This window comes from Stenotrophomonas pictorum JCM 9942 (assembly GCF_001431585.1).
Lineage (GTDB): Bacteria > Pseudomonadota > Gammaproteobacteria > Xanthomonadales > Xanthomonadaceae > Stenotrophomonas > Stenotrophomonas pictorum.
The window spans coordinates 46817-62899 of sequence record NZ_LLXS01000016.1 but is presented as its reverse complement, the minus strand read 5'-3'; the positions used below and the strand labels follow the sequence as shown (position 1 = coordinate 62899).

The window sequence follows — 16083 nt, the reverse complement described above, 5'->3', positions numbered from 1 at the left end:
TGCGACCGCGCAGGTCGCGTCGGTGCGGGCGCCTGTACCCCCTCCCCCGACAGGGAGAGGGGCTATGCTGCACCTCAGACCTCGTAGGCCGATTCGCCATGAGTGGTGACGTCCAACCCGGTGCGTTCGGCATCCTCGCTGACCCGCAGGCCGACCAGCGCGCGCACCACCAGCAGGATCACCGCGGTGACCACGGCCGACCACAGCACGGTGAAGCCGACGCTGACCACCTGCACCCACACCTGGTGGGCGATATCCAGATCGGCCTTGGTGCCGCCCAGCGACTGCGCGCTGAACACACCGGTGAGGAGGGCGCCGACGATGCCGCCCACGCCGTGCACGCCGAACACGTCGGCGGTGTCATCGGCCTTCAGCAGCCGCTTCAACCCGGTAACACCCCAGACGCAGATGATGCCGGTGACAAAACCAATCACGATGGCACCCATTGGACCCACGCTGCCGCAGGCCGGGGTTACCCCGACCAGGCCGGCCACCGCGCCCGAGGCCGCCCCCAGTGCCGAGGGATGGCCCTTGGTGACGGCTTCCACCAGCGTCCAGCCCAACACCGCGGCAGCCGTCGCCAGCACCGTATTGATGAAGGCCAGCGCCGCCACGGTATCGGCGGCGGCCGCCGAGCCGGCGTTGAAGCCGAACCAGCCCACCCACAGCAGCATCGCGCCGATCCAGGTCAGCGGCAGGTTGTGCGGCTTCAGCGCGGTCTGGCCATAGCCGATGCGCTTGCCGACGAACCACGCCGCCACCAGGCCGGCGACACCGGCGTTGATGTGCACCACGGTGCCACCGGCAAAATCGATCGCGCCCATCTCACCGAGATAACCGCCGCCCCAGACGATGTGCGCCATCGGGATGTAGCTGAAGGTGAACCACAACGCCGAGAACAGCAGCACCGCGCGGAACCTGATGCGCTCGGCGAAGGCACCGACGATCAGCGCGGTGGTGATGCCGGCGAAGGTCGACTGGAAGGCCACGAACAGGAAGTCCGGCAGGCCGGCGATCGGCGTGTTGCCCACCGAGTCCGGGGTGAAGCCCTTGAGAAAGGCGAACTGGGTGAACGAACCGAAAAACGCGTTGCCGGCGCTGAACACCGCGCTGTAGCCATAGGCCACCCACAGCAGCAGCACCAGCGAGAACACCACCAGCACCTGGCTGAGCACCGACAGCACGTTCTTGGCGCGCACCAGGCCGCCGTAGAACAGCGCCAGGCCGGGCACCACCATCATCAGTACCAGCAAGGTGGCGGTGAGCATCCACGCCACATCGCCCTTGTCGAAGCCGGGCACTGCATCTGCCACCGCGGCTGCCGGGGCTGCGGCGGCATCCACCGCCTGGGCGTGCACTTCCGCTGCCGCCAGCGGCTGGGATTGTGCTGGCTGTGCCCAGGCGCTGCTGGAAAACATGCCCAGCATCGCCGCGCTGAGCAGGAAAGACAGGCACAGGCCTCCGAGCCGGGCGTTCAACCCGGTGAAAAATTCCGTTCGCATTGTCGACTCCGGTTGTGGGGGTGGAACCTGCCAGCGACCTCTTGTCACCTGGCGGTCGCTGCCGCCGGAGGACAGGTCGGGAGCGGGTTCTTCTTACAGCGCGTCGGCGCCTGTTTCGCCGGTGCGGATCCGCACCACCTGCTCAAGCGCGGTAACGAAGATCTTGCCGTCACCGATCTTGCCGGTACCGGCCGCCCCCTGCAGGGCTTCGATCACCGCCTCGACGTTGTCGTCGGTGACGGCGGTTTCGATGCGGATCTTGGGCAGGAAATCGACGACGTACTCGGCACCACGGTACAGCTCGGTGTGGCCCTTCTGCCGGCCAAACCCCTTGACCTCGGTGACGGTGATGCCGGAAACGCCAGCGGCGCCCAGGGCCTCACGCACGTCGTCGAGCTTGAACGGCCGGATGATCGCGGAGATCAGTTTCATGCGCATGTCCCGATGTGGAGGAGACCGGCCTGCGGCTGCGGGCCGGGATCGTGTCTTGCAGCTGCCGCGGTAGGGCCACTGCCTGTTGCGCCGAACGCTGCGAGACCTCGGCGGTGACGACCGGCGTTGCCCGCCGACCACCACGTGCCCACGGGCAGAGTCCTCACCCATGTCGCGCGCGGCGTGCGTTGCGCCTGCGGATGCGTTGACGGCGGTTGCAGCGCCCCTGCGCTCCCCGGGCAACAAAGGCGGCGGCGATGGCGAAGATGGGAGGGGGAAGGTCTTCGCCATCGCCACCTGACAACAGCGGCAAACGGTATCCGGTGATGCCGGCGGCCAACGCCCTGCGTGGGCCGCCGTTACTTCAGACGGTCCTCAGCTGGCGTAGTACAGCTGGTATTCCAGCGGGTGGGTCGCCGCGCGGAACGCGGTGACTTCCTTCATCTTCAACGCGATGTAGGCATCGATGAAGTCGTCGCTCATCACGCCACCGGCCTTGAGGAACTCGCGGTCCTTGTCCAGCGCTTCCAGCGCCTGGTCCAGCGAGGAGCAGACCTGCGGGATCAGCTTCTCTTCTTCCGGCGGCAGGTCGTACAGATCCTTGTCGCTCGGTGCGCCCGGGTCGATCTGGTTCCGGATGCCGTCCAGGCCGGCCATCATCAGCGCGGTGAAGGTCAGGTAGCCGGACTGGATCGGATCGGGGAAGCGCATCTCGATGCGGCGCGCCTTCGGATTGGACACCCACGGAATGCGGCACGACGCCGAACGGTTGCGGGCCGAATAGGCCAGCATCACCGGTGCCTCGAAGCCCGGCACCAGCCGCTTGTAGCTGTTGGTACCGGCGTTGGTGAAGGCGTTGATGGCGCGAGCGTGCTTGAAGATGCCGCCGATGTACCACAGCGCCATCTGGCTCAGGCCGCCATAACCGTCCCCGGAGAACAGGTTGGTGCCGCCCTTGGCCAGCGACTGGTGCACGTGCATGCCGCTGCCGTTGTCGCCGACCAGCGGCTTGGGCATGAAGGTGACGGTCTTGCCGTTGCGGTGCGCCACGTTCTTGATGACGTGCTTCATGCGCTGCAGTTCATCGGCCTTGGTCACCAGGGTGTTGAACTTGGCGCCGATCTCGCACTGGCCGGCATTGGCCACTTCGTGGTGGTGCACTTCCACTTCGATGCCGACCTTTTCCAGCACCTTGCACATCTCGGCGCGGATATCGTGCAGCGAATCGGTCGGCGGCACCGGGAAGTAGCCGCCTTTCACGCTCGGGCGGTAGCCGGTGTTGGTGCCGTCATAGCTCTTGCCGGTGTTCCAGGCGCCTTCCTCGGAGTTGATCTTGAAGAAGGTGTGGCCCATGTCGTTGGCGAACTGGACCGAGTCGAAGATGAAGAATTCCGGTTCCGGACCGAAGAAGGCCAGATCGGCGATGCCCGAGGACTTCAGGTAGACCTCGGCGCGCTTGGCGATGCCGCGCGGGCAGCGGCCGTAGCCCTGCATGGTGGCCGGATCGAGCACGTCGCAGATCAGCACCAGAGTCGGATCGGCGTAGAACGGGTCCACGTAGGCGCTGTCAGCGTCCGGCAGCAGCACCATGTCCGATTCGGCGATGCCCTTCCAGCCGGCGATCGAGCTGCCATCGAACATCTTGCCTTCCTCGAACAGCGACGGCTCGATGATCGACACCGGGAAGGTCAGGTGCTGCTCGATGCCACGCATGTCGACAAAACGCAGGTCGATGAACTCGATCTGGTTGTCCTTGATCAGCTTCTCAACGTTTTCCAGGGACATCGGGTGCAACCTCGGATGGATGATGTACGGGTACCTAAGCAGCTTGCATGCCAACTTTCAAACCATCGCAAGCGTTTGTTTTTATTGGATACAGCCGCCTTCCCGCGCGAGGCACTTGCACCAAAATAGTGCAAACCGCAGCTGAAGCACCAAACTGGTGCAACCACGGGCATGCACTATGCTGTCGGCGCCTTTTTCACACACTCTTTTCATGTCAGACCTGCTCTCCGCCCTGTTGCTGGGCATCCTCGAAGGCCTCACCGAATTCCTCCCCATCTCCAGTACCGGCCACCTGCTGATCTCCCAGCACTGGCTCGGTGCCCGTTCGGACTTCTTCAACATCGTCATCCAGGCCGGCGCGATTCTCGCGGTGACCCTGGCCTTCCGCGAGCGGCTGTGGACCTTGGCCAACGGCCTGGACCAGCGTGAGAACCGCGACTACGTGATGAAGCTGGGCGTGGCCTTCCTGGTCACCGCGCTGGTCGGGCTGCCGGTGCGGCTGGCTGGCTGGCAGCTGCCTGAAACCGTCACCCCCATCGCGTGGGCGGTGCTGATCGGCGGGGTCTGGATGCTGGTGGCCGAGCGCCTGGCGTCACGCCTGCCCGACAGCGAGACGGTGACCTGGAAAGTCGCCATCGCCGTGGGCCTGGCCCAGGTGATCGCCGGCGTGTTTCCCGGCACCTCGCGCTCGGCGGCGGCCATTTTCCTGGCCATGCTGCTGGGCCTGACGCGCCGCGCAGCCGCGGCCGAATTCGTGTTCCTGGTCGGCATTCCCACCATGTTCGCCGCCAGTGGCTACGCGTTCATGGAACTTGCCAGGGACGGAGCGCTCGGTAGCGAGAACTGGGGCGAGGTGGGCGTGGCCTTCGCCGCCGCGGTGGTCACCGGTTTCATCGTGGTGAAGTGGTTGCTGGACTACATCAAGCGCCGTCCCTTCACGGGCTTTGCGCTATACCGCATCGCACTGGGCATCGGCCTGCTGCTGTTTTTGCCTGCTGGAAACTGAATAGGCAAAACGTCGGCAACCCCGCCAGGTACGCCTGCCCGTTTACCGTGCCACCTCTTTCCAAAGCTCCAAGGAGTTCCCCATGAAGCGCATCCTCCTGCTGGCACTTCCCTTCGCCCTGATGACCGCCTGCAGCAATCCGCCGGCGACCACCGGTGAGGCGACCACCGCGCCAGCGGCCAGTGCGCCGGCCGCCGCCGGCATCGACGGCGCCCTGCTGGGCACCCGCCACTGGACGCTGGAAACCGCGACCGACGCCAGTGGCAAGCGCATCGATGGCCTGTTCGTACGCACCGACAAGCCGGTCACGCTGGACTTCACCGACGGCCGCGTCGCCGTCAGCAACACCTGCAACGGCCTGGGCGGCAGCTACACGCTGGAAGGGGACGCGCTGTCCATGGGCAGCCTGATGTCCACCAACATGGCCTGCGAGCCGGAGCTGATGGCGCTGGATGGGCTGGTGAGCGAGCGCCTGCAGGGCGGCAAGCTGACCGTGCGTTCGCTCGATGCCAGCAAGCTGACCCTGGTCACCGCCAGCGGCGATGTGCTGGTGTTTGCCGGCGCGCCCACCGCGGAAACCCGTTACGGCGGCCAGGGCGAGACGGTGTTCCTGGAAGTGGACGCGCAGAGCAAGCCGTGCTCCCACCCGCTGATGAAGGACGCCACCTGCCTGCAGGTGCGTGAAGTGAAGTACGACGACCAGGGCCTGGAACAGGGCCAGCGCGGCGCCTGGGAGAACTTCTACGGCAACATCGAGGGTTACACCCATCAGCCGGGCGTGCGCAATGTGCTGCGCGTGAAGCGCTACGAGGTCAAGAACCCGCCGGCCGATGGCGCCTCGCAGGCCTATGTGCTGGACATGGTGGTCGGCTCGGAACAGGTCAAGCCGTAACCACCGGCCGATACAGAAAGGGCGCCTTGCGGCGCCCTTTTCTTTTGCCGCTGCGCCGCCTCAGCCCAGTGCCGGGTTCAGCGTGTAGGTGCCATGCACGCTGGCTTCGGCCAGTACATGGCCCTGCATCGCCCGCAGCACCTGCGCCGCGGTGAAATCGCCGTCCACCGGCAGCTGCGCGATATCCAGCGCGAACAGGCGGAAGAAGTAGCGGTGCAGCCGCTCGTCGTTGAACGGCGGGTACGGGCCATCATAGCCGCGGTAGGTGCCGCCCATCTGCGCGTCCCCGGCAAACCAGCCGGTGTAGTCGTTCAGACCTTGACGGGCACCGGCCGGACCGGCCAGCTGCGCCTTGCCACCCACGCTGAAGCCTTCGCTGCAGCTGCCGGCGGCGATCTCCCGCAGCTGCGCGGGGATATCCACCATCACCCAGTGCACGAACTCTCCGCGCGGCTGGTCCAGCGGCACGGTCATGTCGCTGCGGCCGACGGTCTCGGCCACCGTCGGTACATCCGGGTCCACGCACAGCAGCACGAACGAGCGTGTGCCGTCGGGCACCTCGCGCCAGGCCAGCTGCGGATTGCGGTTGCCGGCAAAACCGGTGGCATCGCCGGCGGCGAATTCGGCCGGAATCGGCTGGCCGTTGTGGAAACTCTGGCTGTCCAGTTTCATGCGTGCTCCTGTCGCTCAGACTTCGGGATAACCCAGCCGCACCGCGACCGGGGTCAGCTTGGCGAACTCGCCGGCCAGCACCTGCGCGTACTTGCGCCAGTGGCCGGCAGCGAGGGTGGTCGGTCCGAGACTGCGCACCGGCGGGAAACGCAGGCCGAAGGCCTGTTCCAGCAGCGCGCCCATCGCCGCCGGGTCGTTGACCGCATCGTCGGTACGCACGATCAGGTGGGTGTACAGCTCCTGCTCGTGCAGCTGCACCACCTGCTCCAGCGAACGCGCCAGCCATTGGGCCGCCTCGCTGGCCGAATTCACCGCCAGCGGTGCCGGTGCCCCCAGCGCCAGCCATTCCACCAGCATGTCGCGCGGATCGCGCACCACCACCACCAGCCGGCCTTCGGGCAACTGCGGGCGCAGCGCCCACAGCAGCGCGTTGTCCCACCACAGCAGCCAGTCGATCACGTTGCCGTCGCTGATGCCACGCGCCGGCAGCTGCTCACGCCACTGCTGCACCAGCTGCCCGGGGGTGAGTTCGTCGGTGGCCAGACGCTGCAGGGTATGGAAATTCTGGAAGCCATCGTCGGGCGGGTTCGGCCCGAAGCGGTCGGCACGCAGCACCGGGCTGCCGGCGGCCATCACTTCCACCACCCGCTCCACACCGGAACCCGGCGCGCCCCAGACGAAGATCGGCCGGACCGGGTGATCCTCAGCGACACTGCCCTGCTCGGGCCAGCTCGCCGGCGCCTTGGCCTGCGGCGGCAACGGCAGCCGCGAGGGCGCCAGCTCGGCGTGCAGCTCCAACCAGGTTTTCAGTGCGGCGGCCGGTTCCCCGGCGCGATCCTGCACGGCGCCCAGCCACGTGCGCAGCGCCGGGCGCACTTCGGCCGGCGCGTTGTCGAGCAGGGCCTGCACATGCGCCACCGCCGCTGCCGGCTCGCGCGCCAGCAGCGCTTCGACGATGCGCTGTTCGCCACTGACCCGGCCCGGCTCCAGCGCGACGATGCGCCGCGCCACGGCTTCGGCCGCGTCGGCTTCCTGGTTCATGTCGTGCAGACGCATGCGCGTTTCCAGCGCCGGCAGGTGTTCGGGCATGGCCGTCAGCCAGCGTTCGACCACCTCCACCGCTTCGGCGCTGCCGACCGGCGCCACCGCCAGGCGGGCCAGCCACAGATCGTGCAGCTGAGTGTGGTTGGCAAGCACCGCGTCCAGCTCGGTGCGCGCTTCCTCGTCGCGGCCCAGCCGCTGCCAGGCCACCAGCAGCATCTGCAGCGTCGGCCGGTCGCCCGGCAACGCGGCCAGCAGCGGACGCAGGTGTTCCAGCGCCTGCAGCGGCTGGCCGGAAGCCAGTTCCAGCTCACCGGCCAGGCGGCGCATGCCCGGGGTGTCGCCCTCGGCCGTGGCCAGCACCTGGCGCATCGTTTCAGCAGCACCTTCGGTATTGCCCTGGCGCAGCGCCAGCTGCACCAGCAGGCCGCGCAAGGCATGGTTGGACGGGTTCAATTCGACCACACGGCGGAACGCCTGCTCGGCGAAGGCCAGCATGTCCTTGCCCAGATAGGCAAAGCCCAGCGCATACAGCAGGCGCGGATCGTTGGGCAGCGCCTGGCTGGCCGACGACAGCACCGCCAGCGCACGGTCCACCTCGCCACGGCGCAACGCCACCATACCTTCGACCGCGGCCAGCTCCGGGCTGTCCGGCTCCACGCGCGCGGCCAGCCGGCCCAGGCGGTCGGCCTCATCGACGTCGTCGCGGGCCAGCGCCAGATGCGCCTGCATCAGGTAGGCGGCAAATTCGTTGGGGTTGAGCGCGGTGGTCTTGTCCAGCGCCTGGCCGGCAGCCTCGAGCTGGCGCTGCGCCAGCAGCAGGCCGGCATGCTGCAGGTGCAAGGCGGCATCGTCCGGCGCCAGCGCCAGCGCCTGGCCCAGCGCGGCCTGCGCATCGGCGTGATTGCCCTGCTGCTGCAGTGCCAGCGCCAGCCAACGGTGGGCCTGCGGCTGCTGCGGCTCGGCAGCGGTCCATTCGCGCGCCAGCGACACGGCCTCATCGGCGGCGTTACGGCGCAGGGCTTGAATGATGTTCTCTTGCATGACGGTCCGGCGTTAGCGCAAACCCGCATTGTAGCCGGCAGCGCGCATGCGTCCGGCCCGTGCCGGTTCAGTCGGTCACGGCCCGGCGCAGGTGCTGCGCCACCCAGCGCTCGGCAAAGCCGTCGCCGCGCAGGTTTTCCAGGAAGCCGCAATGTCCGCCCCAGTCGGCGATCTCCAGTCGCGCCTGCGCCGGCAGCTGCCACTGGTCGAACGTGGTGAAGGGAATCACCGGATCGTCCTTGGCCATCAGGATGTCGGCCGGCAGCTGCAGGGTGGCCAGCCGCCCGCCGGCAATGGAGTAGCCGTCGAAATACGCCTGCAGCGAGCCGTAATCGGTATGCCGTTCCACCAGCCAGCCGGTCAGCGCGCGGATGTCCAGTCTCAGCACCCCGTCATCGCAGTCGGCCAGCTCCGGGAACAGCGCGCGCTTGCGGCGCAGCGAGCCGGTCCATTTGCGATGGAAATACCAGTCGTACATCGCTGGACCACGCTCGATGCTGTCCATCGTCACCGCCGGATCCAGCACCGGACAGACCGAGGCCACCCGCACCAGCGGTATCCCGGCGGCCGGTGCGCGCAAGGCCAGCCGCAACACGAAGTTGCCGCCCAGCGAATAGCCGGCCGCCACCAGCGGCAGGTGCGGGAAACGCCGCGCCACATCCGCGGCCGCGTGCACCACCTCGTCGATCCGGCAGGAATGGAAGATGCCCGGATTCAGGTGATGGGTGTTGCCATGATCGCGGAAATTCAGCCGCACCACCTCGAAGCCCTGCTCCAACAGCCGTGCGGCGGTCATGCGCATGTAGCTGGATTGGGTGCTGCCCTCCCAGCCATGCAGCAGCAGTGCCAGCCCGACCGGTTCACGCTGCGCCGGAATCCGGCTGTGCAACGCCTGCAGGCGCACACCGTCGCCGCCATCGAGGATCAGTTCGCGCGACTGTGCGCCACTGGCCGCGAGCAGCTGCTCGCCGCGGCGCAGCCGCAGCCGGCTGGACGCCAGCATCGACTGCAGGTGCGGATTGCGCAGCCAGGGCGGCGGCAGGTAGTTGGCGGCACTCAACATGGCCGACAGGCTGCGCCGCACCGGAGCCAGAGGGCGTGAACAACCCGCATCACTCAGGGCCCTTCCATCACCGCCACGATGCGCGCGCGCGCGGTCTCGGCGAGACGGCGCCGGCCTTCCAGATCCACGCTGCCGATCGGCTCGAGAAAATGCACCTCGGCCCGTCGCACCGGTTCACCCAGCAGCCGCAGGAAGTTGCCGAGGAAGCTCTCACCCGGCGCGAACGCCACCGTGGTCTGCGCATCGCCGCGCTCGCCATAGCGCAGCGCCACCGGCTGTACCGGCACCCCGGTCTCCACCGCGGCCTGGAAAATACGCGCGTGGAACGGGCCCACCTGCTGGCCACCGCGGGTGCGGCCTTCCGGGAACACCGCCACCGGACGCTGTTCCTGCAGGCGCTTGACCATTTCCTCCATCACCCCGCCCAGCGATTCGGTGTTGCCGCGCTGGTGATAGATGGTGTGTCCGCGCGAGGCCACCCAGCCCACCAGCGGCCAGCTGGCGATTTCGCGTTTGGCGACAAAACCGACCATCTTCTGGCTGTGGATCATGCAGATGTCGACCCAGCCGACATGGTTGGCCACGAACAGCACCGCACCGGGCAGCGGCTGGCCATAGCGCTGCAGGCGGAAGCCGAATATCCACATGAACATGGTCGACCACCCGCGCACCACGCGATGTTCCAGCGGATCGTCCGCCGCACCGAGACGGCCCCACGGGGGCAGCATCAGCAGCAGGATCAGCGGCAGGAACAGCACGATGTGGACCAGCAGCAGCGGGACGCGGTACAGGTAGCGGAACACGCGGACCACACCGCCATGGCCGGCGGATCGGGGGAAAGTCATCCGCGCACGATACCGGATGCGGTCCGGCTTTCGCCAGCGCGAACACCGCCGCCGGCGCCAGCCCCCTCCGTCGCACGGACAATGCCGCCGCCAACACCGCTGCAGGGACCCGGGACATTTGGCTTATGCTGGCTGCGTCACACCCTTCACGGTCTGCCGCCGGGCATGGGGAGCCATGGACATGGGGAGCCGCAGGATGGAGCAAAACACACCCGGACCGGCCAGCGCGATGCTGCCGTTCTTCTCGGCCGCGCTGGAACAGATCGGCAACGGGGTGATCCTGTTCGACGAGCAGAACCGCATCATGTACGTCAACGCGGCGATGGAGGCGATCTGCGGCTGGCCGCGCGCGCAGCTGCTCGGCCGCAACCTGGGCGTGCTGGCGCCGCCGGCGGTGCGCGAGCGCTACGACACCCGCCTGTATCCCGGCGACCGCAACCGGATCAGCGAGCTGTCCGCCCAGCCGCATGACATCAAGCTGGTCCGCGCGGATGGCAGCGAGTGCTGGATCAGCGTGGCGCTGTCCACGCTCAGCGCCGGCACGGACAGCCTGCGTATGGCACTGATCCGCGACGTCACCGTGCAACGCCAGCAGCAGGAACGCGGCCGCCTGCTGTCACTGGGCTTTGATGAGACCCACAGCGCGGTACTGATCACCGACGGTGAAGGGCGCATCGTGCAGCTCAACAAGGGCTTTGGCCGGCTGTTCGGCTTTGCCGAGCACCAAGCCATCGGCCAGTACCTGCCGGCGCTGCTGGCCCCGGGCAGTCATGGCGCCGCGCAGATGGACGCCGATACGCGGCAGCTCAAGGCCGGAGAGCCGATCCAGCGCGACGAGCGTCTGTACCGGCACAACGGGCAACCGCTGTGGTGCTCGGTCAGCACCAACCCGATCTTCGATGACTACGGCACACTGGTGAACCAGGTGGTGGTGCTGATGGACATCACCCGCACCAAAGTGCACGAGCTGCTGCAGCACAAGATGCTCGATGCGCTGGTCCGCGAGGTGCCCACCGCCGAAGTGCTGCAGATGATGTGCCTGGAGGTCGAACGCATCGCGCCGGAGGTGATCAGCTCGGTGCTGCGGGTCGAGGACGGCAAGCTGCGTACCCTGGCCGGCCCCAGCCTGCCCGACCCCTTCAGCCGCCTGGTCGATGGCGTGATCGCCGGCCCGCGCACGGGCAGCTGCGGCACCGCTGCGTATACCGGCGAAACCGTGATCGCCCGCGATATCGCCACCGATCCGAACTGGGCCGACATTCCCCACCGGGCCGTGGCCCTGGCCCACGGCCTGGCCGCCTGCTGGTCCACACCGATCAAGGCCAGCGACGGCCGCGTGCTGGGCACCTTCGCCTTCTACTACCGCCAGCCGCATGATCCGGACGAGTTCCATCACCGGCTGGTGGCCGTCATCGTGCATCTGTGCGCGTTGGCGCTGGAGCGCGAGGAGGCGCGCAACCGCATCCGCCGGCTGGCGTTCTATGACGATCTGACCGGGCTGCCCAACCGCAGCCTGCTGCATGCCCAGGCCGACCAGGCGATCAGCGCGGCCGGCCATGCCGGGCAGGAACTGGCGGTGCTGTTCATCGACCTGGACCGCTTCAAGCAGGTCAACGACTCGATGGGCCATCCCGGGGGCGACACCCTGCTGCGCACCGTCGCGCGACGGCTGCAGGAGGAAGCCGGGCCCAGGGACATCGTCGGGCGTCTGTCCGGCGACGAATTCGTGGTGGTACTGGCCCCATGCGATGCGCAGGCCGCCCTGGAGCGCGGTGAGCGCCTACTGCACGCGCTGTCCCAACCGTGGCAGCTGGGCGAGGTGGAGGTGCGGTCCTCGGCCAGCATCGGCATCAGCGTGTTTCCGCACGATGGCGGCGACATGGAGACACTGCTGCAGAACGCGGACATGGCCATGTACCAGGCCAAACACAGCGGCCGCGCGCGGGTGCGCTTCTACTGCCCGGAAATGAACCAGAGCGCACAGGAACGGCTGACCATGGAGGCGGCCCTGCGCGAGGCGCTCCAGCACCACCAGCTGCAGCTGCATTACCAGCCGCAGATCGACATCGCCGACGGCCACCTGCACAGCGTCGAGGCGCTGGCGCGCTGGCAGCATCCAACGCTGGGCACGGTGCCGCCGATACGTTTCATCGCGCTGGCCGAGGAGTGCGGCCTGATCGGCGAAATCGGGCAATGGGCACTCGCCCAAGCATGTAAGCAGCTGGCCAGCTGGCGCCGCGACGGGCTGCAGGTGCCGTCAGTGGCGGTGAACCTGTCACCGACCGACTTCCACGACGCCGGGCTGCCGGCACGGATCGCGCAGATCCTGCAGCGCGAGGCCCTGGTGGCCACGGACCTGACCGTGGAGATCACCGAGGACATCCTGCTCGACACCGATCCCACCACCTTGCGCACCCTGCACGAAGTGCATGCGCTGGGGGTACGGCTGTCGATGGATGACTTCGGCACCGGCTACTCCAGCCTGAGCTACCTGCGGCAGTTGCCGATCAGCGAACTCAAACTCGACCGCAGCTTCGTCTGCGGGATCGAGGAGGACCCGATCGCGTGCGCCTTGACCCAGGCGATCGCGCATATCGGCCAGAGCCTGCAACTCAAAGTGGTGGCCGAAGGCGTGGAGAGCCAGGCGCAGTTGCGCCTGCTCGGCCAGCAGGGCTACCAGATCGCCCAGGGCTTCCACTTCACCGCGGCGCTGCCTGCGCCGGCACTGGCACAGTGGGTGCGCGAGCACCTGGCAGCACCCGTAGCGCCGGCCGTGAGCTGCTGAGCCGGCGCCAACGCCTCAGGCTGACGCCACCACCGCCAGCGTCAGCCGCGAGACGCACACCGGCTTGCCGGCCTCGTTCTCGATGCGGATCTCCCACACCTGCGTGGTGCGCCCGACATGCAGCGCGCGGGCGGTGCCGGTCACCATCCCCGAACGTGCGGCGCGCAGGTGGTTGGCATTGATTTCCAGACCGACGCAGACCTGCCGGTCCGGGTCCACGCACAGATTGCCGGCGCTACTGCCCAGTGTTTCGGCCAGCACCACCGAGGCGCCGCCGTGCAGCAGGCCATACGGTTGCCGGGTACGCTCGTCCACCGGCATCGTCGCCTGCAGCCAGTCCTCGCCGGCGGCGGTGAAGACGATGCCCAGATGCTCGATCAGCGTGTTGCGGCTGAGCGCGTTGAGCTGCTGCAGATCGACCGGCTGGTGGAATACTCGGGACATGCGCATAACCTGTTCAAAGACCAAGGAAGGCGTTACAGGATCGGTACCAGACCGGCGCCGAAGGCGGTCAGCATCCGCACCAGCAGCCATTTCGGGCCGACATCCACCTCCGGGAAATCGCCCACGGCGGTGTAGCAACGGTGGAAATCCGGATCCTGCCGGGGCAGCGGCTGCGGACAGTCCGGGCCGGGCTGGAACGCATAGTCGGTGGCATAGCGCCATGGCCAGAAATCGAGCACCGGCAGCGCCTCGGAGGCCTTGCCCAGGCTGTAGTTCAGTCCTGACAGCACCGGCGCCTTCTGCCGTGGCGCCACCACCCAGGAATTGTCCGGATGCACATCGCGCAGGATGCTCTGCGCCAGCCGTTCAGCGAACACCGGATCCTCGATGATCACCGCTCCTTCGGTGTTGTAGTTCTCGCTGCGCGGGTCGAAGTTGTGGGTGCCGATCACCCCGATGCGGCGGTCCACCACCAGCGACTTGGCGTGCAGGCCCATGCGCGCGCCACGGCGGGTCACCGGCAGCGGCCGGTTCACCGCCCGCGTGCCGAGGAAGGAGGGACGGGTCTCGGTGCGCAGCAGCTCGTATTCCACCTCGCTGCCATCGGCGCTCAGGCGCCGGCCCGATCCACTGCCGCGCACATTGCTGCCGGCGGCACTGCCGCCCAGCACGCGGCTGCGGTGCTGTTCCTCCCGCTCGCCGGGCAACGGCGGGGGCACGATATTGAAAGAAGCCACCGGCGCATCCAGCGGAAACGGCTTGTATTCGTAGATGTTGAAACCCAGCTCGCGCAGGTTGCGGCGTTTGTACTTGTAGGACAGCGCATAGACGATCGGGTTGTCGGTGGCGGCCAGGCTGTTGGTGGAGACCACCACCCGCGGCGGCGTCGCGCGCCGGCGCAGGTCCTTGAACAGCGTCTGTGCCGGCTCGGACAGCACCAGGTACGGGGTCTGCAGCAGCACTTCGCGCTCGGCGCCGGCGATCAGCGCATCCAGCCGCGGCTCGGTCAGGTGCTGGCCGGCCAAGGCCGAATCGCTGCGGTCGCGGCGGTGCTTGCGTGGCAGATCGGCCACATAGCTGACCGAGCGCACCGGCAGCGCGGTATCCACGAACTGGCGGGCGATGAACGCCGGGTCCGACGCCTCGGCATCCACCCGCGCGATGCGCTCCGGACGCCGGAAGCGTGCCGGCGGCATCGGCGGCGGCCCCTGCCGGAGCAGCGTGCGGCCCACATCATTCAGGCGCTCGGCATCCACGCTGCGCCGCGCGTTCCAGAACGCCTGGAAATTGGCCGCCATCTCGCGCGCCTCGGGGCCGGCCACCAGCACGTCGCGGTCGCGGAAGTTGTACTCGTGGTCCCAGTCGTAATAGTCGTCCTGGTAGTTGCGCCCGCCGACCACGCCGATCACGTCATCAATCACCAGCAGCTTGTTGTGCATGCGCTGGTTGAAGCGGCGGAAGCAGCACAGCACGCTGCCGGCGTAATCCAGATAGTTGAGCTTGGCCTTGCCGAAGGCGGGGTTGTAGACGCGCAGCTGGAAGTTCACGTGCGCGGTGGACAGGGCGCCGAGCACCTCCAGGTCGGAAATCGCCGAGAGCTGGTCGATCAGCAACCGCACCTGGACCCCGCGCCGGGCGGCGGCCAGCAGCTCGTCCAGTACCAGCCGCGCACTGTCGTCGGTGTCGAAGATGTAGGTCTGCAGATCGATGCTGCGGGTGGCGCTGCGGATCAGGTTCAGGCGCGCCACCAGCGACAGCTCGCCCTCGTCCAGGATGGTGGCGTAGTGCAGCGGCAACTCCGGTTGCGAGCCGGCGATCGCCTGGCCGCCGAGCGCGCGCAGCGGCGAATCCAGCGCGCAGCGGTCGGGAAGATCGCACGTCACCGTGCTGGAGCGCGCGGCGATGGCGATCCCTTGGGCACGGTCCTTCTGCTGCGGCGACAGCGAGGCACAGCCAGCGCCCAGCACCGCGGCGCCGAGCAGCAGCAGACGCAACAGGAAATTCACGGTCCAGGGGCGCGGGTCAGGCGCGTACGCAATACAAAGGTCACTCGGTCACTCACTGCCATCTGCCAGCTATCCATGCCGTAGCGCCCGCGTTGGACGGTGCCACGACTGATGAGGTCGCAATCATAGCCGGGCCTTGCGCATTCAGGCTTCAGCAGATGCAGCGTTTCACGCCGGCTGATGCCGCGGATACTCAGCCGTCCGTCGATCTTGCCGCCGTGCTCGGCGATCTCCGGCCGGTAGGGATCGGACTCGAACTCCACCAGCGGATGATGGACGGCATCGAAGAAGTCCTCCCCGCGCATCCAGCCGGTGTAGCGCGGCTTGCCCGGGATCTCCACGTACTGGGTGAACATGCGCAGCCGCACCTGGTGGCTGCCGTCGGGCAGCACCGTGATCCAGCCCTCGAATCGCGGAAACACGCCCTCGATCGTCTGCCCGAAGCGGGTGCGTATCTCGAAACCGAACCGGGAATGGGCGGTGTCAAACTGCAGCGGCTCGCCCGCGAAAGCCGAGCTGGCCAGCAGTACCAGACTCAGCAGCAGCCCTCCCCGCGCCGCCGCCAT

The 16083-nt window shown here is 67.7% G+C and carries 13 protein-coding genes; 3 read left to right on the top strand and 10 right to left on the bottom strand.

Annotation, left to right across the window (positions count from 1 at the left end; all coding sequences use genetic code 11):
• Nucleotides 1-74: 74 nt before the first annotated feature.
• From ARC78_RS06365 to glnA, 3 genes are all read right to left on the bottom strand, one after another.
• The gene (locus ARC78_RS06365; protein WP_057505944.1) at nt 75-1502 is read right to left on the bottom strand and encodes an ammonium transporter; all 1428 of its coding nucleotides are present in this window, start codon (nt 1500-1502) and stop codon (nt 75-77) included.
• A 93-nt stretch (nt 1503-1595) separates the two neighbouring features.
• Nucleotides 1596-1934: a P-II family nitrogen regulator gene (locus ARC78_RS06360; RefSeq protein ID WP_054659584.1), complete on the bottom strand. Its 339-nt coding sequence runs from the start codon at nt 1932-1934 to the stop codon at nt 1596-1598.
• 375 nt (nt 1935-2309) lie between these two features.
• Nucleotides 2310-3719 (bottom strand): type I glutamate--ammonia ligase, encoded by a 1410-nt coding sequence (gene glnA / locus ARC78_RS06355; protein ID WP_054659580.1) that lies wholly within the window; start codon nt 3717-3719, stop codon nt 2310-2312.
• Nucleotides 3720-3930: 211 nt separating this feature from the next.
• On the opposite strand from glnA, the gene ARC78_RS06350 reads away from it, so the two are divergent.
• Nucleotides 3931-4725, top strand: coding sequence for an undecaprenyl-diphosphate phosphatase (locus tag ARC78_RS06350; RefSeq protein ID WP_054659582.1), 795 nt, complete (start codon nt 3931-3933; stop codon nt 4723-4725).
• 82 nt (nt 4726-4807) lie between these two features.
• A complete protein-coding gene (locus ARC78_RS06345; RefSeq protein WP_057505943.1) occupies nt 4808-5617 on the top strand; it encodes an META and DUF4377 domain-containing protein in 810 nt (269 codons plus the stop codon).
• A 60-nt stretch (nt 5618-5677) separates the two neighbouring features.
• Here ARC78_RS06345 and ARC78_RS06340 read toward each other — a convergent pair whose 3' ends face one another.
• The 4 genes from ARC78_RS06340 to ARC78_RS06325 form a co-directional block, all read right to left on the bottom strand.
• Nucleotides 5678-6289, bottom strand: coding sequence for a YbhB/YbcL family Raf kinase inhibitor-like protein (locus ARC78_RS06340; RefSeq protein ID WP_054660544.1), 612 nt, complete (start codon nt 6287-6289; stop codon nt 5678-5680).
• A gap of 15 nt (nt 6290-6304) precedes the next feature.
• Nucleotides 6305-8374, bottom strand: a complete 2070-nt coding sequence (locus tag ARC78_RS06335) for a tetratricopeptide repeat protein (RefSeq protein WP_057505942.1) — start codon at nt 8372-8374, stop codon at nt 6305-6307.
• A gap of 67 nt (nt 8375-8441) precedes the next feature.
• Entirely contained in the window at nt 8442-9434 is a 993-nt protein-coding gene (locus ARC78_RS06330; RefSeq protein WP_057505961.1) for a YheT family hydrolase, read from the bottom strand.
• Nucleotides 9435-9490: 56 nt separating this feature from the next.
• A complete protein-coding gene (locus ARC78_RS06325; protein WP_054660890.1) occupies nt 9491-10282 on the bottom strand; it encodes a lysophospholipid acyltransferase family protein in 792 nt (263 codons plus the stop codon).
• Between the two features lie 196 nt (nt 10283-10478).
• Here ARC78_RS06325 and ARC78_RS06320 point away from each other — a divergent pair, with 196 nt between their 5' ends.
• Nucleotides 10479-13067, top strand: coding sequence for a sensor domain-containing protein (locus ARC78_RS06320; RefSeq protein WP_199398898.1), 2589 nt, complete (start codon nt 10479-10481; stop codon nt 13065-13067).
• A 15-nt stretch (nt 13068-13082) separates the two neighbouring features.
• On the opposite strand, the gene ARC78_RS06315 is transcribed toward ARC78_RS06320, so the two are convergent.
• Genes ARC78_RS06315 through ARC78_RS06305 form a run of 3 tightly spaced genes read right to left on the bottom strand, consistent with a single transcriptional unit; the run spans nt 13083 to nt 16083 of the window.
• Nucleotides 13083-13511 carry a hotdog fold thioesterase gene (locus tag ARC78_RS06315; RefSeq protein WP_054660033.1) on the bottom strand — a complete coding sequence of 143 codons (429 nt, stop codon included), beginning with the start codon at nt 13509-13511 and terminating at the stop codon, nt 13083-13085.
• A 32-nt stretch (nt 13512-13543) separates the two neighbouring features.
• Nucleotides 13544-15517, bottom strand: a complete 1974-nt coding sequence (locus ARC78_RS06310; protein ID WP_057505940.1) for a phospholipase D family protein — start codon at nt 15515-15517, stop codon at nt 13544-13546.
• Nucleotides 15514-16083, bottom strand: a complete 570-nt coding sequence (locus ARC78_RS06305; protein ID WP_054660139.1) for a YceI family protein — start codon at nt 16081-16083, stop codon at nt 15514-15516. Before ARC78_RS06305 ends, ARC78_RS06310 begins: the two co-directional genes overlap by 4 nt.